Source organism: Azospirillum baldaniorum (assembly GCF_003119195.2).
In the GTDB taxonomy this organism is placed as follows: Bacteria; Pseudomonadota; Alphaproteobacteria; order Azospirillales; family Azospirillaceae; genus Azospirillum; species Azospirillum baldaniorum.
The window spans coordinates 327,901-344,252 of record NZ_CP022260.1 but is presented as its reverse complement, the minus strand read 5'-3'; the positions used below and the strand labels follow the sequence as shown (position 1 = coordinate 344,252).

Sequence of the window (16,352 nt, the reverse complement as noted above, 5' to 3'; positions counted from 1 at the left end):
CCACCGGCCGGTCAGGCCATTTCCGCCGCCGGGATGATCGCGTCGGTCAGCAGGGCGTTGAGAAGGCCGACATGGCCGTCCGACCGCGCCGGCCGGCCGGGGTCGGAGGTGACGACGACGGTCAGCCCCAGCCCGGGCACCAGATAGAGCATCTGACCGCCATAGCCGCGCGCGTAGGCGACGCGGTGCCCCTTCGCCGTGGCGAGGAACCAGCCGTACCCGTAGTCGTCGCCGGAGAAGGGGGAGCGCGTGCGCGGCACCCACGACGCCTCCACCCAAGCGGCACTGATGACCGGCCGTCCGTTCCACAGGCCGCCTTGCCGCCACAACTCGCCGAAGCGAAAGAGGTCGAGCGGCGACAGCGCCATGTTGTTGCCGCCGAGGTAGAAGCCCTGCGGGTCGCGCGTCCAGGACGGCACGTCGATGCCCAGCGGCTCACCCAGCCACTCCCGCGCCAAGTCCAGAAGGCTGCGCCCCGACGCGCTGGACAGCGCCGCGCCCAGCAGATGGTAGCTCCCGGTCGAGTAAAGCATCCGCGCGCCCGGCTCGGTGACGAAGGGACGGCGCAGCGCGTCGACGACCCAGTTGCGGCTGTTGATCCAGCGGCCGTAGCCCGGCCCGGAGGTCGGTTCCAGACCGGCCTGCATGGTCAGAAGGTCGGCGATGGTGATCCGCCGTACCCGCGGATCGACGGCCGCCGGAACCAGTCCCGGCGCCGCCTCGGCCAACGGCACATCGACGCCACGCAGAACGCCGCGGTCGATGGCGATGCCGGCGAGCGAGGCGGCGATGGTCTTGGACACCGACTTCACGTTGACCGCGCGGTTCACCGCCGGTCCGCGGAAGGCTTCCGCCGACACCACCGCCCCGTTCCGCCCAATGACCAGCGCGTGGATCTGGTCGAGCCCGGCCGCCCGCTTGATCGCGCGGTCCAGCAGCACCGGATCGAACGCGACCCCCGGTTGAGCGGCAAGCAGCGGGCGGGTCAAGACGCAGCCAAGGGACGCGACGGTGGCGGTAAGGACGGTGCGGCGGCCGAGCCGGAGCGGCGGATTTCTGGTCATCCCGGATATGTGGTCCCGCTTCGCTGCCATCCAAGATTGCCACAGAGACCCTGATCGGACTTTGTCCCACCCAGTGCCGCACACGCCGCTTGCCTCCACACCTCATGAGAACATATTAAGAACACACAAGCAGCGTGGGATGGGACGATGGACGACGCCTTGATCGAGAAGCTCGGCATTCTGGCCGACGCGGCGAAATACGACGCCTCCTGCGCCTCGTCCGGCGCCAAGCCGCGCAGCGGCGGCAAGGAGGGGCTGGGCTCGACGACCGGTGCCGGCATCTGCCACGCCTACACGCCGGACGGGCGCTGCGTCTCGCTCCTGAAGATCCTGCTGACCAACCACTGCCTGTTCGACTGTGTGTATTGCATCAACCGGCGCTCCTCCAACGTCCGCCGCGCCCGCTTCACGGTGGCGGAGGTGGTGGAGCTGACGCTGGGCTTCTACAAGCGCAACTGCATCGAGGGGCTGTTCCTGTCCTCCGGCATCATCCGCTCGCCGGACCACACGATGGAGCAGATGATGCTGGTGGCGCGGACCCTGCGGCGCGACCACGGCTTCGCCGGCTACATCCACCTGAAAACCATCCCCGAAGCCAGCCCCTGGCTGATCGAGCAGGCCGGGCTGTGGGCCGACCGCCTGTCGATCAACCTCGAACTGCCATCCGACCACAGCCTGAAGGCCTTCGCGCCGGAGAAGAACGGCGGCACCATCAAGGCGGTGATGGGACAGGTCAACGAGCGCATCGTCGAGGCCAAGGAGGAGCGCCGCCGCTTCTCCCCCGCCGGGCAGAGCACCCAATTGATCGTCGGCGCCGACGACGCCACCGACCGCTCGGTCCTGGAGACCAGCGGCACGCTCTATCAGCGCTACGGGCTGCGCCGCGTCTATTATTCCGCCTTCAGCCCGATCCCGGAGGCCAGTTCGGTGCTGCCGGTCAAGCCGCCGCCGCTGCAACGGGAGAACCGGCTGTACCAGGCCGACTGGCTGCTGCGCTACTACGGCTTCACGGTGGAGGAGATCGCGTCCGGCGGCGAGGGTGGGATGCTCGACCTCGGCATCGACCCCAAGCTGGCCTGGGCGCTGAAGAACCGGGAGCGCTTCCCGGTCGACGTCAACCGCGCCGACCGCGAGATGCTGTTGCGGGTGCCGGGGCTGGGTGCGCGCGCCGTCGACAAGATCCTGTCGGCGCGCCGCCACACCCGCCTGCGCATGGAGGATCTGGGACGGCTCTCGAGCGGGCTGCGGCGGGCCCGCCCCTTCCTGATCGCCGCCGACTACCATCCCGTGGGCGGGCTGACCGACCGGCTGGACCTGCGCCAGCGCTTGGTCACGCCGTCCAGCCAGCTGAGCCTGTTCTGACGATGCACACGATCACCTTGCGGGAGGGTGCCGACCTCGACGGCTTCCGCCGGGCGGTGCGCCGCCTCGCCGCCTCTCGGACGGAACCCGACACGGTGCTGTGGAGCGTCGGCGCGCCGTCGCTGTTTGGCGACGATGCGGCGCCCGCTTCCGAAAACGGCCTGCCGCTCTTCCTGCCCCATGCGGTCGGGCAACTGATCGAAACCGTCGTCTGCCACGGCGATCCGGAACGCTACGCCCTGCTGCACCGGCTGGTCTGGCGGGTGCTGAACGGGGAGAGGGCGCTGCTCGACCAGCACGCCGACCCGCTGGTGCACCGGCTGGAGCGGCTCGACAAGGCGGTGCGCCGGGACATCCACAAAATGCACGCCTTCCTGCGCTTCCGCGCCCTACCGGACCCGGACGGCGGAGAGCGTTACGTCGCGTGGTTCGAGCCCGACCATCACATCGTCGAGGCGGTCGCTCCCTTCTTCGTCGAGCGTTTCGAAAGCATGGTGTGGACGATCCTGACGCCGAAAGGCTCGTTGCACTGGGACCGCCAACACCTGATGACCGGCCCGCCCGCAGAACGTCCGGACTCCTTGGCCGACGACCGCTTCGCCGAGGGCTGGCTGCGCTATTACGAGAGCACCTTCAACCCGGCGCGGGTCAACCCGACGGCCATGCGGGCGGAGATGCCGCGGAAATACTGGGTCAACATGCCGGAGACGGCGGCTATCCCGGCCATGGTCCGCTCCGCCCCCGCCCGCGTCCAGGCGATGCTGGAGGCGGAGGCCGCCATCCCGCGCCGCCGCACGCCCGAAAAGGCCGTGGCGGCGATGGCCCGGCAGGCCCCGGAAAGCCTCGCCGACTTGAACCGCCTGATCCAGCGCTCCGAACCGCTGGTGCCGGGCGCGACGCAGGCGGTGCTGGGCGAGGGGCCTGAGGGTGCGGCCATCGCCATCGTCGGCGAGCAGCCCGGCGACCAGGAGGACCGCGAGGCCCGCCCCTTCGTCGGCCCCGCCGGCCAGCTGCTGACCGCCGCGCTGGAGGAGGCCGGCATCGACCGCGGCAGCCTCTACCTGACCAACGCCGTCAAACATTTCAAATTCGTCCAGCGCGGCAAGCGGCGCATCCACCAGTCCCCCACCGCCGGCGAGGTCAAGCATTACCGCTGGTGGCTGATGACGGAACTGGGCTTCGTCCGCCCCCGCCTCGTCGTCGCGCTGGGAGCCACCGCGGCCCTGGCGCTGAGCGGCCGGCCCGTCGCGGTGCTGCGCGAGCGGGGTCCGATGGCCTTCGACGGGTGGGACGGCTTCGTCACCGTCCACCCCTCCTACCTGCTGAGGCTTCCCGGAGACGAGGAGCGGCGGCGGGCCCAGGCGGAGTTCGTGGCCGACCTGCGACGGGCCGCGGCGCTGGCGTGAGGCGGCACCCGACCGTCCCCTGCCAAACCCTCACACGCCCTGCTGCTTGAACCGCTTGCCCACCGTGCATTGGATGCGCTGAAGCTCGTACTTCGGGTGGTCGTTGATCCACTTGGCGCTCTCGATCTGACCGGCGATCGGGCAGCTCGACATGGTCAGGGGTTCGGTGTCGGGAACCATCGGGTTGATGGTCTGGCACTGGGTCGGGTCGGACGCCAGGCAGAAGATCATCGACAGGGTAACAAACATCGGGCGCTCCAAAACGCAACGGCACGGCTGTGCCAACATCGTGTGGATCAGCGAGAGCAAGCCGCATGCCATGCCCAGGACGAGGACAGGATTGCGCGATTCCGGCTGCTCGGAAATGAGCCAAACCACAGGGCGCCGAATCATTAGGCATCGAAGGTTAACCAATGCCTAAACGTTGGGAGTTTGCAAAGCTGTTGGTGCAGCGGATGAAACGGAACGGGCCGCAAGGTCCAGAGAAGCCTTCGCGCAAGTCTGGAGTCGGCGCGCCGCAGGTCAACGGAACGTTGAGTGACGTGTGTTCTATCCTTGAAGCAACCGGCGCTGGCGTCAGGCCCCGGGCTGCTCGCACCGCCATTGGCGGACGTTCCAGTTGGGATGTTCCATGAGCCAATGCACGACGTGGACGTAGCTGTTGTGCGTGCATTCGACCGCGGTCGGGTACCGTTCGAAGGAGAGTGGACGCTCGACGGCGCAGTGGTCCGGCCGCACGGCCAGACAAATCACCAGAACCAGTTCAAACATGGTTCGCGTTTCCTGTACGAAAGCTCGATGAGCCGGCGCCTTCGGCGCTTCCGCCAAGGCGGACGAAGGCCGGAACGCATGCATCAACAGCCGGCGTCACGGATCGGGCCACGCTGCTTTGCAGCAAATATTGCTGCCCTGCACAAAATTCGCGTTCAAAACTGCAAATAAATAAATTACAAAATCTTGTTTTGAAGGATTATCCACTTACTCCCAATTTGCGGTCGGTCCCGGATAAATCTGGCACAAGGCGATTGTTTGACGTTTTCTATTCGGCAGAGCCTTGACGAGAAGATGGTCCCAATATAGCATTAAGTACCAATTTGGCGTCAGCTTTTCTGAATATTGAATTCAGAACCGAACATACCGCTCGACAACATCCGCGCGACAACGCCCTTTTGCACTCAGCGCTGTGCTCATAAGCAAGAAGCCCATTGGTTTTTGGGTAAACAATAAGCGCCATCACGGGAGGGATCGTCATGAAGGTATTGTCTCGCTGGCTTCTGGCGTCTGTCGCTGTCGTCGCAGCCGGCTCGGTTTCTGCGAACGACAGTATTCTCAAGAATGAAGCGAACCCCAACAACTGGGCGTCCCAGCTCGGCAACTATGCCGGGCAGCGGTACAGCCCGCTCGACCAGATCACCACCAACAACGTCAAGAATCTCCAGGTGGCGTGGTCGTTCTCGACCGGGGTTCTGCGCGGCCATGAAGGCGGGCCGATCGTCGTCGGCGACGTGATGTACATTCACACGCCGTTCCCCAACAAGGTCTTCGCGCTGGATCTCAACAACCCGGGGCGGGTCATCTGGAAATATGAATCGGTCCAGGACCCGACCGTCATTCCGGTGATGTGCTGCGACACCGTCAACCGCGGCGTCGCGGTCGCCGACGGCAAGGTCTTCCTGGCGCAGGCGGACAACACGCTGGTGGCGCTCGACGCCAAGACCGGCAAGGAGGTCTGGAAGGCCAAGAACGGCGACCACACCAAGGGCGAGACCCTGACGGCGGCCCCGCTGGTGGTCAAGGACAAGGTCTTCGTCGGCATCAGCGGCGGCGAGTTCGGCGTGCGCGGGCATCTGACGGCCTATGACACGAACAGCGGCAAGATGGTGTGGCGGGCCTTCTCGACCGGTCCCGACGCCGACGTGAAGATCGACCCGTCGAAGACGATGATGATGGGCAAGCCGATCGGGCAGAAGGATCTCGGCGTCTCGACATGGCCGGGGGAGGAATGGAAGCGCGGCGGCGGAACCACCTGGGGCTGGTACACCTACGACCCGGCGCTCAACCTGATCTATTACGGCACCGGCAACCCCGGCACCTGGAACCCGACGCAGCGGGCCGTCGACAAGGATCGGGCCAAGAGTGACAACAAATGGTCGATGACCATCTTCGCCCGCGATCCCGACACCGGTGAGGCGAAGTGGGTCTACCAGAAGACGCCCTTCGACGAATGGGACTTCGACGGCGTCAACGAGAACATCCTCGCCGACATCAACATGAACGGCCAGCAGCGCAAGGTTCTGGTCAACTTCGACCGCAACGGCTTCGCCTACACCCTGGACCGGGCGACCGGCGAGTTGCTCGTCGCGCAGAAATTCGACCCGACGGTCAACTGGGCGACCGACGTCGACATGAAGACCGGACGGCCGAACGTCGTCGACAAATACAGCACCTTTGCCAACGGCGAGGACAAGAACACCGCGGCCGTCTGCCCGGCGGCGCTGGGCAGCAAGGACCAGCAGCCGGCCTCCTTCTCGCCGGACACCGGCCTGTTCTACGTCCCGACCAACCACATCTGCATGGACTATGAGCCGTTCTCCGTCTCCTACACGGCGGGGCAGGCCTATGTCGGCTCGACCGTGTCCATGTACCCGACGCCGAATTCGCACGGCGGCATGGGCAACTTCATCGCCTGGGACGCGGCGGCCGGGAAGATCGTCTGGTCGCGGCCGGAGCGCTTCGCGGTGTGGAGCGGCGCTTTGTCCACCAAGGGCGGCGTCGCCTATTACGGGACGCTGGAAGGTTACCTCGTCGCCGTCGACATGAAGGACGGCAAGGAGCTGTGGCGGTTCAAGACTCCGTCCGGCATCATCGGCAACATCAACACCTACACCCACAACGGCAAGCAGTATGTGGCCGTCCTGTCGGGCGTCGGCGGCTGGGCCGGCATCGGCCTCGCCGCGGGCCTGACCCAGGAGGCCGGGGCGCAGGCGTGGCACAACGCCGTCCATCCCGGCCACACCGAGGGCGGGGGAGTGGCGACCGCCGGCCTCGGCGCGGTCGGCGCCCACCAGTCGCTGGGCGAATACACCCAGCTCGGCGGCGTCCTGACGGTGTTCCACGTTCCCGACCAGAAGTGATCGGCAGACCTGCCCCCGGTGCCGCAACGCACCGGGGGTTTTGCTTTAGAGCCTTCGGCATTTACTGGGACCCGGCTTCCGGGCGAGGATCTCGACATCCATGAAACGCAGATTTGTGCAACGCAGACTTGGCTTGCTGACCGGTGCGCTGACGGTGGGCACCGTCGCCTGTTTCGCCGCCCTGGCGCAGGACGCGCCGACGACCCCCGACGGGACACCGACCTACATCGTCAAGGACGGTCAGGTGGACAAGGGAACCTACAACGGCTACCGCCGCTTCCACGCGACCTGCCACACCTGCCACGGCTTCGACGCGTCGGGGTCGTCCTTCGCCCCCAGCCTCGCGGACTCGCTCAAACGCCTCAGCTACGACGAGTTCAAGGAGGTCGTGGTCAACGGCCGCCAGAACCAGGGCGCCACCGGCGACAAGGTGATGCCCTCCTTCGGCCTCGACCCGAACATCATGGATCATCTGGACGACATCTACCGCTACCTGAAGGCGCGGGCCGACGGCGCGCTGCCCGGCGGACGCCCGCAACGCATCGGCGGCTGATCCGGCGGAGGGAGACCCTTCATGGCATTTCCTTCTGTGCTCACCGTCGTCACCATCGCCGCGGCTCTGCTGTCCGTCACCCTGCCGGCCCACGCCGTCGAGGTGACGGAGCGCGAGACCGTGCGCGTCTGCGCCGACGGCAACCTCCTGCCCTACTCCAACGAAAAAATGGAGGGTTTCGAAAACGAGATCGCCCGGCTCATTGGCGAGGATCTGAAGAAACCAGTGACCTATTACTGGTGGCCGCAGACCATCGGCTTCGTCCGCAACACGCTGCGCGCGCGGCAGTGCGACCTCGTGATGGGAACGGCGTCCGGCGAAGAGCTGATGCAGAACACCAACCCCTACTACCGCACCGTCTATTCCCTCGTCTACCGCACCAAGTCGGGCATCCGGGCGGAAAGCGTGGGCGATCCGACCCTGAAGGACGCCCGCATCGGCGTTGTCGAAAAGACGCCCGCGGTCAATCTGCTGCGCCTCTACGGCATTACCCGGACGGAGCCCTACCAGCTCAACACCGACACGCGCGCCAACAACCCGGCCCGCGACGCCATCGAGGATGTGGCCGCCGGCAGGACCGACGCCGCGGTGATCTGGGGGCCGATCGCCGGCTACTTCGCCGCCCAGCAGACCGAGCCGCTGACCGTCGTGCCGCTGGTCAAGGAACCGGCGGTCGCCCGGCTGCAATTCAACATCTCCATGGGCATCCGCTCCGACGAGCCGGAGTGGAAGCACTGGCTCAACGATTTCATCAAGCGCCGCCAGGACGACATCGACCGCATCCTGCTGCGCTACCACGTCCCGATCATCGGCCCCGACGGTGCGCTGAAGACCGCCGCCGCCATCGAGCCGCCGGGCTACCGGATGGACCAGTACCGCGCCCCGACCCCCGCCGGCCTGACCGGTGCCTCCACCGTGACCCTGGCGGAGCTGCGGCGGCTGATCGAGCATTTCCCCGACACGCGGCTGGTTGACGTGATGCCGGCGCCGCCGCGCCCGGCCGACCGTCCGGCGCCGGCCGTGTGGGTTCCGCCGCCACGCCGCAGCCTGCCGGGAGCGGTCTGGCTGCCCAACGTCGGTTACGGCAGCCTGTCGGGCGAGCAGGAGCGCTATTTCCGCGCCGGGCTGGAGACCGTGAGTCACGGGGATCGGGCCGCCCGGCTGGTCTTCTTCTGCGAGCCGGATTGCTGGATGTCCTGGAACGCCGCGAAGCGCGCGGTGGAGTGGGGCTACGGCAACGTCTACTGGTATTCCGACGGCGCCATGCGCTGGCAGGAGGCGGGATACGGGCTGGAAACGGTCGAACCCTTCGCCGGCGGCGCGTCGAACTGAGCGAACCCGCTCGCCTCAATCCAGGCGGGCGGCGATGTCCCGGGCAATGCGGCCGGCCTTCTGTTCGAACTGGACCGGCTGCTCGCACAGCGCCGTCTGGTTGCGCCGCCGCTCGTCGAGGATACGCCGCCGCCACGCGATCTCCTCACGCAACGCAGTCGCCTCGGGGGCGTCGGCGGGAAGCGTCTGGAGACGGGTCAGCGCCGCATCGATGCTGTCGAGCAGGACGCGCTGCTGGTGGGCGTAGCGCTTGATGGCCGCAATGGCTTGGCCGCGATCCTGGTTGAGCGCGTCGAAGGCGCCGGCGAACAGGGCGGTGAGGGCGGCGTTGCGGTCCGCCGCCGCGCCGTTGGCCTCCAGATGGTCGGCGAAGCGGTCGATCGCCGCCTGCTCCTGCTCCGGATCGAGCCGGCGGTCGAGGAGTTGCTTCAGGACCGGTTCGGTGCCGGGAATATCGCGCCAGTCGCCTTCCTTCCCCTCGATGGGATCGCCGGGCCAGATCTGGCCGGACGACAGGGTCGGCACGAGGATCTGGACGCAGGGCCAATCCGGATCGCTCCCGGCCGCCCCCGCCGGGACGGACGCCGCTGGGACAGACGCCAGAGTGAGCAACGCGACGGCAAGGACAGCGGAGCGGTGACGCATGATGGGATTCTGCCGGACATCGGGCGCCCTTGCCCATCCACCCATTCGGATGAGGCCGACGGAGTTCGCCGCGACGGTGCTCCTGTTCCTGCTGCTGAGCGGCGCGGTTCCGGCGGCGGCGCAGGCGCCGGCCAAGGTTCTGGTCTTCGATCTGGAACTGGTGGACACCAGCCGGGAACCCTCCGATCCGGACCATGCCGGACGGCTGGAGCGGGTGACGGCGCTGCTGCGCGACGGGCTGAAGGACGGCGGTTACGCGGTGACCGGCGTTCGCGACAGCGCCGTCGCCGCGGAGGTGCCGGCGTCGCTCTATCGGTGCAACGGCTGCGAACGCGACCTCGGGCGCCGGGCCGGCGCGGACATCGTGGTGACGGGTTTCATCCATAAGATCAGCACGCTGATCCTCAACATGCAGATTATAATGCGCCGCACCGGAGATGGCACCGGAGACGGCGAGGTCATCGCCGTCGCGAACGCGGACATCCGCGGCGACAACGAGCGGTCCTGGCGGCGCGGCGTCGAATGGCTGCTGCGTCACCGCCTGCTGGCCGCACCGCCGTCCGACCGGTGACGAACCCTGACGACATCCGAGGCGGGGGAGCCAACCTTCGTCCGACACGGGGAGGAGGATCGCTTGGCCGACGACGCTTTGCTCTCCTATGTGCCGTACCGCCCGGCGGCGAGCCGCGTCCGGTACTACGACATCACGTTGCGCGACTATGTGGACCAGTTCCGGATCGGCGTCTGGGACCAGGAGAAGGAGCGCACGCAGCGCGTCCGGATCAACGTCTCGCTGACGCTGCCCTGGCCCGACCGGCCGATGACCGACAGCCTGGACGAGGTGCTGTCCTACGATTTCCTGATCGACGGCATCCGCGCCCTGCGCGACGGCGCCCATGTGAACCTTGTCGAGACGCTGGGCGACCGGATCCTCGTGCTGTGCTTCTCCAACCCGGATGTGATCCGCGCGCGGGTGCAGGTGGAGAAGCTGGACGTCGTCCCGGAATCCGGCGGCGTCGGCATCGTTATCGAGCGTTCCCGCCCCGAGGGAGCGCGAACGGCATCATGAGCAGCGCGCCGTTGTGGGTCGTGAAGCTGGGCGGCAGCCTGTGGCGCGCCCCGGAATTGCGACGCTGGCTGGAGATCCTGGCCGCGGCGCGGCGCCTGCGGGTCGTGATCGTCCCCGGCGGCGGTCCCTTCGCCGACGCCGTCCGCGACGCCCAGCCGGCGCTCGGCTTTGGCGACCGCGCCGCGCACCGCATGGCCCTGCTCGCCATGGAGCAGTACGGAACCGCCCTGGCCGACCTGGAGCCGCGGCTGACACCCGCCCGCAGCCTCGCCGATCTGCGCGGCCGGCCGAGCCCGACCGTCTGGATGCCGCTTCCCCTGGCGGAGGATGCCGACGTGGCGGAAAGCTGGGACGTCACGTCCGACAGTCTGGCGGTCTGGCTGGCCGGCGCGCTCGGCGCCACCTGCGCGGTCCTCGTCAAGTCCGCTCCATTGCCGGACGCCGTCGCCCCCGTGACCCGGCTCGTAACGGAGGGCATCGTCGATCCAGCCTTGCCGGACCGCATGGCGCGCTACGGCGGGGCCGTCTGGTGCGTGTCGCGGGACGAGCACCGGCGCTTCGCCAAGGCGCTGGACCAGGGCAACCCGTGCGGCACCCACCTTGCCCTGCCCGCCGATCAACAGGACGCCGATGGCTGAGCGCCCCAAGCACATCCTGTTCCTGACCGGAGCGCTGGCCGAACCGCGCCTGCGCCATGTGCTCGCCGCGCTGGAGCCGCTTGAGTTCCAGGCCACCGTGGTCAATCTCGGCATCAAGGTCGCGGCGCTGGCGACGACGGAGATCGTGCTGCGCCGCCTCGCCTCGACCGAGGGAGCCGACCTCGTCCTGCTGCCGGGGCGGTTCCGCGGCGACCTCGACCGGCTGTCCGCCCATTTCGGTGTGCCCTTCGAGCGCGGTCCCGACGAGCTGGATGATCTGCCCCAGCATTTCCGGCGTCAGGCCGCCCCGCTCGATCTCAGCCGCTACCGCACCAAGATCTTCGCCGAGATCGTCGAGGCGCCGCTGCTCGGCGTCCCGGCGATCCTGGAGCGCGCCGCCCGCTTCGCGGCGGACGGGGCCGACGTGATCGACCTCGGCGGGCTGCCCGACCACCCCTTTCCCCATCTGGAGGAGGCGGTGACGGCTCTGCGCGAGGCCGGCCACGCGGTCAGCGTCGACTCGCTCGACCCCAGGGAGCTGTTGCGCGGCGCCGCTGCGGGCGCCTCCTACCTGCTCAGCCTGACCGAGGAGACCGCCTGGGTCGCCCGCGAGACCGACGCGGTGCCCATCGTCATTCCCACCACGCCGGGCGATCTCCCGTCGCTCGACCGGGCGCTGGACGCGATCGGCGGCGCGGGACGCCGCTGCATCGCCGACCCGATCCTGGAGCCGATCCATCACGGCTTCACCGACTCCCTGCTGCGCTACCGCGAGGTCCGGGCGCGCCATCCCGAGCTGGAAATCCTGATGGGGGTCGGCAACGTCACCGAACTGACCGACGCCGACACGCCGGGGATGACCGCGCTTCTGATGGGGATCGTCTCCGAATTGCGCATCGACCACATCCTGACGGTGCAGGTCAGCCCCCATTGCCGCCGGACCATCCGCGAGTTCGACGCGGCGCGGCGCCAGTTCTTCGCTGCCGCGGAGGCCGGTGCCCTGCCCCGCAATTTCGGCGACGCCCTGCTCTGCCTGCGCGACCGCAAGCCCTTCACCAGCACGCCTGAGCAGGTGGCCGACCTCGCCTCCCGCATCCGCGACCCGAACTACCGGATCGAGGTGACGGAACAGGGGCTCCATCTCTACAACCGTGATGGGCACCATGTGGCCGGCGATCCCTTCGCCCTGCTCCCGCACATCGATCCCCGCACCGATATTGGGCACGCCTTCTATCTCGGGGCGGAACTGGCGCGCGCGCAGATCGCTTGGCAGCTCGGCAAGCGCTACAGCCAGGACAACGAACTGCGCTGGGGCGTGGCGGTGGACGCGCCCGGCGACACCGGAGGGGGCAAGACGTGACCTTCATCCGCGAAACCATCATCACGAGCTGCGACGCGGCGGGCAACGTCCACGTCGCCCCCATGGGCGCCACGGTGACCGGGACCGGCTATGTCCTGGCTCCCTTCCGCCCCTCGCGCACGCTCGACAACCTGCTCGCCACGCGCTGCGCGGTGGTGAACTTCACCGACGACGTCCGGGTGTTCGCCGGCTGCGTCACCGGGCGGCAACGCGACTGGCCGACCACCCCGGCGGAGCGCATCCGCGGCGCGGTGCTCGCCGGGGCGCTGGCGCATGAGGAACTGGACGTGGCCGCGGTGGAGGACGACGGCGTGCGCCCGCGTCTGGATTGCCGCCCGGTGCATCGCGTCACCCATCGCCCCTTTCGTGGATTCAACCGGGCGCAGGCCGCCGTGGTGGAGGGTGCGATCCTGGTCAGCCGCCTGCATCTCCTGCCGCCCGAGAAGATCGACCGCGAAATCGACTATCTGTCCATCGCCATCAGCAAGACCGCCGGCCCCGTGGAGCTGGAAGCGTGGGGCTGGTTGCTCGACCGCATCGCCGAACACCGGGCAAGCGGGGGGAAGGCATCGTGACCCGGCTGCTCGCCAGCGTTGCGTCCCTTGCGGAACTGACGCTCGCCGCACGGGGGGATGCGGACATTCTGGATTTGAAGGATCCGAAAACGGGTGCACTTGGGGCATGGCCGTTGGACGGCATTGTCCGCGCCGTCGATACGGCCCGCCAATGGCCCGTCCGCGCGCCGCTGAGCGCCACCGTGGGTGACCTGCCGATGGCCCCCGCGATCGTGGCGGGGCGGGTGGTCGAAACCTGGGCCTGTGGCGTCGATTACGTCAAGATCGGCCTGTTTCCATCCGGTGATCCGGCGGGCTGCGTGAAGGCACTGGCGCCCGACACGCGGCGGGGCGCCCGTATCGTCGCTGTGCTGTTCGCCGATCTTTGGAACGACCCTGGCACTCTGCTTCCCGATATCGCGAGAGCCGGCTTCGCCGGAGCCATGCTCGACACCGCGGGAAAAGGCTCCGGCGGGTTGCTGCGGCACAAGACCAAAGACGAGTTGGCGCGCTTCCTGGCACAGGCGCGCGATCATGGCCTCCTGACCGGACTCGCCGGTTCACTGCGCCTGGACGACATTCCGCCGCTGCTGCCGCTCGCGCCCGATTATCTCGGTTTCCGCACCGCGCTGTGCGCCGGTGCCGACCGGGGCGGCGTGTTGGACCCGGCCGCGCTGGCCGCGGTCCGCAACGCCGTCCCGAGACAGCCCCTCAACGGTTGAACCCGCGACCCGCTACTGCCCGGACCCCTGCTTCGGCGGTTGGGAGGTGGCGTTGCCACCCTGCGTCACCGAGCCGCCGCCGATGGTGCCCTGCCGCTGTCCGGCCAGGGAGTTGTCCGGCAGAGCGCCGGTGCCGCTCGTGGAACCGCCCGACGCACCGGACGCCGAAGAATCGGGCGTCGTGGAGCCGGACGTGCCGCTTTGTCCACCGCCTTGAGTGACCCCGCCGCCGACGGTGCCCTGCCGCTGCCCGGCCAGGGAGTTGTCCGGCAGAGCGCCGGTCGATGGGCTGGAGCTTTGGCTTCCCGAGCCTTGAGGCATCGCGCCGCCCGTGGTTTGGGCCGACGCCGGAACCGCCGCCGCGGCCGACGCGAGGGCCAGCAGAGACGCACCGGCCAGGATGTGCAGATGTTTCATGGACCTGTCCTCCGGCATGATGTTGGACGAATCTGGGAACGATCGGGCGCTGCTAACCCGCGTCCTTCGTGCTGCGGTTCTGGCGGGACGCTTCGCCCATGCGGCCGATGTCCTCCTTTGCCCGCTCGTCCCGGCCGGCGTCCTGCGGTTCGTCCTTTTTGAATTCCTGCTCGCTGCCGAGAACGCTCTTCTCGCCGCGTGGCTGGTCCTGAGGCTTGTCGGATTTTCCCGTCATGACGTTTCCTCCACCCGAGCCCGCCCGGCGGGATGACCGGACGGTCGTCTGTGCCATCAACCGCAGGTCGCCCGGCGCGGTTCCGCCCGTCGTGTCACCCCTGTTCCGCCGGCCCGCCGCGGCGGGCCCAAAAGCCCCGGCCGGGATCGTAGGCGAGGATCGCTCCCCCCAGGAACAGCGCGAGGCACGCGGTGACGGCCAGGAACGCCGTGCCGTTGAATTGCAGGTACAGAGCGAAGCGGATCAGTTCGACCGCCTGCGTGAAGGGGTTGATCCCGGCGATCCAGGCGAGCGTCGGGCTGCCCTCGCGGATGCGCCACAGCGGGTAGAGCGCGGAGGAGGCGAAGAACATCGGGAAAATGACGAAGTTCATCACGCCCGCGAAATTCTCCAGCTGCCGGATGAAGGAGGACAGCAGAAGACCGAGCGCGCCCAGCATCAGCCCGCTCAGCACCAGCGCCGGCAGAACGGCGAGATAGCCGAGTTCCGGTGGCTGGACGCCCCAGAACCAGGCGATGGCGAGGAAGACATAGACCTGGGCGATCGACACCAGAACGCCGGCCAGCAGCTTGCAGACCAGCAGGTACCAGCGCGGCAGCGGGCTGACCAGCAGGGTCTTCATGCTGCCCATCTCCCGGTCATAGACCATGGACAGCGAACTCTGCATCCCGTTAAAGAGCTGGATCATGGCCACCAGCCCCGGCGTCACGTAATCCTCGTAGAGGATGTAGGTCTCGTAGGGTGGGATGATCGACAGGCCGAGCACCGCGCGGAACCCCACCGCGAAGATGGCCAGCCAGACCAGCGGCCTCACCAGGGCGGCGAAGAACCGCTCGCGCTGGTGCACGAAGCGCAGCCCCTCGCGGACGATGACCGCGCGCAGGCAACGCCAGTGGAGCGTCGCGTTCATTGCCGCACCTTCTTCTCCGTCAGTCGGGCGAAGGCGTCGCCCAGGGTCGCGGCGCCGGTGGCGGCGCATACCTCCTCCGCCAGCCCGCTCGCCAGCACGCGCCCACCGTGCAGCACCACGACGCCGTCCCCGTCGCGCGCCTCGTCGATGAGGTGGGTCGCCCAGAGCACGGCCAATCCCCGTTCCCGGCAGAGATCGTGCACATGGTCGAGGACCTGCCGGCGCAGCTCGATGTCGAGCCCGACGGTCGGCTCGTCCAGCAGCAGAAGGCTTGGGCGGTGAAGCAGCGCGCGGGCGATTTCAACCCGCCGCCGCTGCCCGCCGGACAGGGTGCGCACCCGCTCGTCGGCGCGCTCGGACAAGCCGATGCGGGCCAGTTCCTCGCCCGCCCGGGCTTCGATGTCGGCGGATGCCAAGCCGTGCAGCCCGCCGTGGTAGCGCAGGTTCTGGATGACGGTCAGGTCTGGGTCGAGCGTCGGCTGCTGGAACACCACGCCGATGCGCGCCAGCGCCTGGGCCGGGTGCCGGCGCATGTCGAAGCCGAAGACCCGGATGCTTCCCCGGCGGGTGTTGTAAATCCGCGTGATCAGAGAGAAGAGCGTCGTCTTGCCGGCGCCGTTGAGCCCCAGCAGCACGGTGAACCGCCCCGCGGGAACGCCGAACGACACACCATCCAGCGCCACCCGCGCCCCGAAGCTGTGGCTCAGCCCCTCAACCGCCAGGACCGGGGCCGCCGCGGCGTCACCGGAACGGGCTTGCGGGTCGGGTGGCGCCGTTTCGAAGCAATCCATGTCGTCTCCATCGCCGGGAGCAACCGTGTGTGAAATCCCCTTTCCCCTCTGGGGAGGGTTAGGGTGAGGGGGTTGCGCTTTTGCCGGACGTACCGAAACGCACATCCCCCTCACCGGCCCTTCGGGCCACCCTCTCCCCAGAGGGGAGAGGGCTATAAGG

At 68.2% G+C, this 16,352-nt stretch carries 19 protein-coding genes; 11 read left to right on the top strand and 8 right to left on the bottom strand.

The window, feature by feature from the left end; all coding sequences use genetic code 11:
- Positions 1–11 precede the first annotated feature (11 nt).
- A complete protein-coding gene (locus tag Sp245p_RS28190) occupies positions 12–1,064 on the bottom strand; it encodes a serine hydrolase domain-containing protein (RefSeq protein WP_014242255.1) in 1,053 nt (350 codons plus the stop codon).
- Between the two features lie 147 nt (positions 1,065–1,211).
- Here Sp245p_RS28190 and Sp245p_RS28185 point away from each other — a divergent pair, with 147 nt between their 5' ends.
- Positions 1,212–2,426: a putative DNA modification/repair radical SAM protein gene (locus Sp245p_RS28185; RefSeq protein ID WP_109139108.1), complete on the top strand. Its 1,215-nt coding sequence runs from the start codon at positions 1,212–1,214 to the stop codon at positions 2,424–2,426.
- A 2-nt stretch (positions 2,427–2,428) separates the two neighbouring features.
- The gene (locus tag Sp245p_RS28180) at positions 2,429–3,832 is read left to right on the top strand and encodes a UdgX family uracil-DNA binding protein (RefSeq protein WP_014242252.1); all 1,404 of its coding nucleotides are present in this window, start codon (positions 2,429–2,431) and stop codon (positions 3,830–3,832) included.
- Positions 3,833–3,862: 30 nt separating this feature from the next.
- Here Sp245p_RS28180 and Sp245p_RS28175 read toward each other — a convergent pair whose 3' ends face one another.
- Both Sp245p_RS28175 and Sp245p_RS28170 read right to left on the bottom strand, forming a co-directional pair.
- Positions 3,863–4,081, bottom strand: a complete 219-nt coding sequence (locus Sp245p_RS28175) for a hypothetical protein (RefSeq protein ID WP_041813178.1) — start codon at positions 4,079–4,081, stop codon at positions 3,863–3,865.
- 327 nt (positions 4,082–4,408) lie between these two features.
- A complete protein-coding gene (locus tag Sp245p_RS28170) occupies positions 4,409–4,603 on the bottom strand; it encodes a hypothetical protein (RefSeq protein WP_014242248.1) in 195 nt (64 codons plus the stop codon).
- A gap of 479 nt (positions 4,604–5,082) precedes the next feature.
- Between Sp245p_RS28170 and Sp245p_RS28165 the strand changes: the two genes are divergently transcribed.
- From Sp245p_RS28165 to Sp245p_RS28155, 3 genes are all read left to right on the top strand, one after another.
- Positions 5,083–6,966 carry a methanol/ethanol family PQQ-dependent dehydrogenase gene (locus Sp245p_RS28165; protein ID WP_014242246.1) on the top strand — a complete coding sequence of 628 codons (1,884 nt, stop codon included), beginning with the start codon at positions 5,083–5,085 and terminating at the stop codon, positions 6,964–6,966.
- Positions 6,967–7,066: 100 nt separating this feature from the next.
- Positions 7,067–7,519, top strand: a complete 453-nt coding sequence (locus Sp245p_RS28160) for a c-type cytochrome (RefSeq protein ID WP_082188271.1) — start codon at positions 7,067–7,069, stop codon at positions 7,517–7,519.
- A 21-nt stretch (positions 7,520–7,540) separates the two neighbouring features.
- Entirely contained in the window at positions 7,541–8,851 is a 1,311-nt protein-coding gene (locus Sp245p_RS28155; RefSeq protein ID WP_109139107.1) for a quinoprotein dehydrogenase-associated putative ABC transporter substrate-binding protein, read from the top strand.
- 15 nt (positions 8,852–8,866) lie between these two features.
- Here the strand turns inward: Sp245p_RS28155 and Sp245p_RS28150 are convergent, their stop codons facing one another.
- Positions 8,867–9,496: a hypothetical protein gene (locus Sp245p_RS28150; RefSeq protein WP_014242243.1), complete on the bottom strand. Its 630-nt coding sequence runs from the start codon at positions 9,494–9,496 to the stop codon at positions 8,867–8,869.
- Between Sp245p_RS28150 and Sp245p_RS28145 the strand changes: the two genes are divergently transcribed.
- The 6 genes from Sp245p_RS28145 to Sp245p_RS28120 all read left to right on the top strand — a co-directional run bounded on the left by Sp245p_RS28145 (position 9,495) and on the right by Sp245p_RS28120 (position 13,839).
- The gene (locus Sp245p_RS28145) at positions 9,495–10,067 is read left to right on the top strand and encodes a DUF3280 domain-containing protein (protein ID WP_246119826.1); all 573 of its coding nucleotides are present in this window, start codon (positions 9,495–9,497) and stop codon (positions 10,065–10,067) included. The two genes, Sp245p_RS28150 and Sp245p_RS28145, sit on opposite strands and share 2 nt — an antisense overlap.
- A gap of 63 nt (positions 10,068–10,130) precedes the next feature.
- The gene (locus Sp245p_RS28140; protein WP_014242241.1) at positions 10,131–10,565 is read left to right on the top strand and encodes a dihydroneopterin aldolase; all 435 of its coding nucleotides are present in this window, start codon (positions 10,131–10,133) and stop codon (positions 10,563–10,565) included.
- Positions 10,562–11,203, top strand: a complete 642-nt coding sequence (locus tag Sp245p_RS28135; RefSeq protein WP_014242240.1) for an amino acid kinase family protein — start codon at positions 10,562–10,564, stop codon at positions 11,201–11,203. Before Sp245p_RS28140 ends, Sp245p_RS28135 begins: the two co-directional genes overlap by 4 nt.
- On the top strand, positions 11,196–12,563 hold the full coding sequence (locus Sp245p_RS28130) for a DUF6513 domain-containing protein (protein ID WP_014242239.1): 1,368 nt from the start codon (positions 11,196–11,198) through the stop codon (positions 12,561–12,563). Before Sp245p_RS28135 ends, Sp245p_RS28130 begins: the two co-directional genes overlap by 8 nt.
- Positions 12,560–13,138: a DUF447 domain-containing protein gene (locus Sp245p_RS28125; protein WP_014242238.1), complete on the top strand. Its 579-nt coding sequence runs from the start codon at positions 12,560–12,562 to the stop codon at positions 13,136–13,138. Before Sp245p_RS28130 ends, Sp245p_RS28125 begins: the two co-directional genes overlap by 4 nt.
- Positions 13,135–13,839, top strand: coding sequence for a (5-formylfuran-3-yl)methyl phosphate synthase (locus Sp245p_RS28120; protein ID WP_014242237.1), 705 nt, complete (start codon positions 13,135–13,137; stop codon positions 13,837–13,839). The genes Sp245p_RS28125 and Sp245p_RS28120 overlap by 4 nt, the downstream gene beginning before the upstream one ends.
- Before the next feature lie 12 nt (positions 13,840–13,851).
- Here the strand turns inward: Sp245p_RS28120 and Sp245p_RS28115 are convergent, their stop codons facing one another.
- The 4 genes from Sp245p_RS28115 to Sp245p_RS28100 all read right to left on the bottom strand — a co-directional run bounded on the left by Sp245p_RS28115 (position 13,852) and on the right by Sp245p_RS28100 (position 16,192).
- Positions 13,852–14,256: a hypothetical protein gene (locus tag Sp245p_RS28115; RefSeq protein WP_014242236.1), complete on the bottom strand. Its 405-nt coding sequence runs from the start codon at positions 14,254–14,256 to the stop codon at positions 13,852–13,854.
- A gap of 52 nt (positions 14,257–14,308) precedes the next feature.
- Complete coding sequence (locus tag Sp245p_RS28110; RefSeq protein WP_014242235.1) at positions 14,309–14,491, bottom strand: hypothetical protein; 183 nt, start codon at positions 14,489–14,491, stop codon at positions 14,309–14,311.
- Between the two features lie 94 nt (positions 14,492–14,585).
- The gene (locus tag Sp245p_RS28105; protein WP_014242234.1) at positions 14,586–15,401 is read right to left on the bottom strand and encodes an ABC transporter permease; all 816 of its coding nucleotides are present in this window, start codon (positions 15,399–15,401) and stop codon (positions 14,586–14,588) included.
- On the bottom strand, positions 15,398–16,192 hold the full coding sequence (locus Sp245p_RS28100; RefSeq protein WP_014242233.1) for an ABC transporter ATP-binding protein: 795 nt from the start codon (positions 16,190–16,192) through the stop codon (positions 15,398–15,400). The genes Sp245p_RS28105 and Sp245p_RS28100 overlap by 4 nt, the downstream gene beginning before the upstream one ends.
- Positions 16,193–16,352 lie beyond the last annotated feature (160 nt).

Excerpts from the sequence above, each read along its gene's own strand:
- Sp245p_RS28145 (WP_246119826.1), top strand. The coding sequence starts at position 9,495 with ATGATGGGATTCTGCCGGACATCGGGCGCCCTTGCCCATCCACCCATT.
- Sp245p_RS28160 (WP_082188271.1), top strand. The coding sequence starts at position 7,067 with ATGAAACGCAGATTTGTGCAACGCAGACTTGGCTTGCTGACCGGTGCG.
- Sp245p_RS28190 (WP_014242255.1), bottom strand. The coding sequence starts at position 1,064 with ATGACCAGAAATCCGCCGCTCCGGCTCGGCCGCCGCACCGTCCTTACC.
- Sp245p_RS28175 (WP_041813178.1), bottom strand. The coding sequence starts at position 4,081 with ATGTTTGTTACCCTGTCGATGATCTTCTGCCTGGCGTCCGACCCGACC.
- Sp245p_RS28110 (WP_014242235.1), bottom strand. The coding sequence starts at position 14,491 with ATGACGGGAAAATCCGACAAGCCTCAGGACCAGCCACGCGGCGAGAAG.
- Sp245p_RS28165 (WP_014242246.1), top strand. The coding sequence starts at position 5,083 with ATGAAGGTATTGTCTCGCTGGCTTCTGGCGTCTGTCGCTGTCGTCGCA.
- Sp245p_RS28135 (WP_014242240.1), top strand. The coding sequence starts at position 10,562 with ATGAGCAGCGCGCCGTTGTGGGTCGTGAAGCTGGGCGGCAGCCTGTGG.
- Sp245p_RS28105 (WP_014242234.1), bottom strand. The coding sequence starts at position 15,401 with ATGAACGCGACGCTCCACTGGCGTTGCCTGCGCGCGGTCATCGTCCGC.
- Sp245p_RS28150 (WP_014242243.1), bottom strand. The coding sequence starts at position 9,496 with ATGCGTCACCGCTCCGCTGTCCTTGCCGTCGCGTTGCTCACTCTGGCG.
- Sp245p_RS28130 (WP_014242239.1), top strand. The coding sequence starts at position 11,196 with ATGGCTGAGCGCCCCAAGCACATCCTGTTCCTGACCGGAGCGCTGGCC.
- Sp245p_RS28100 (WP_014242233.1), bottom strand. The coding sequence starts at position 16,192 with ATGGATTGCTTCGAAACGGCGCCACCCGACCCGCAAGCCCGTTCCGGT.
- Sp245p_RS28185 (WP_109139108.1), top strand. The coding sequence starts at position 1,212 with ATGGACGACGCCTTGATCGAGAAGCTCGGCATTCTGGCCGACGCGGCG.
- Sp245p_RS28115 (WP_014242236.1), bottom strand. The coding sequence starts at position 14,256 with ATGAAACATCTGCACATCCTGGCCGGTGCGTCTCTGCTGGCCCTCGCG.
- Sp245p_RS28155 (WP_109139107.1), top strand. The coding sequence starts at position 7,541 with ATGGCATTTCCTTCTGTGCTCACCGTCGTCACCATCGCCGCGGCTCTG.
- Sp245p_RS28170 (WP_014242248.1), bottom strand. The coding sequence starts at position 4,603 with ATGTTTGAACTGGTTCTGGTGATTTGTCTGGCCGTGCGGCCGGACCAC.
- Sp245p_RS28180 (WP_014242252.1), top strand. The coding sequence starts at position 2,429 with ATGCACACGATCACCTTGCGGGAGGGTGCCGACCTCGACGGCTTCCGC.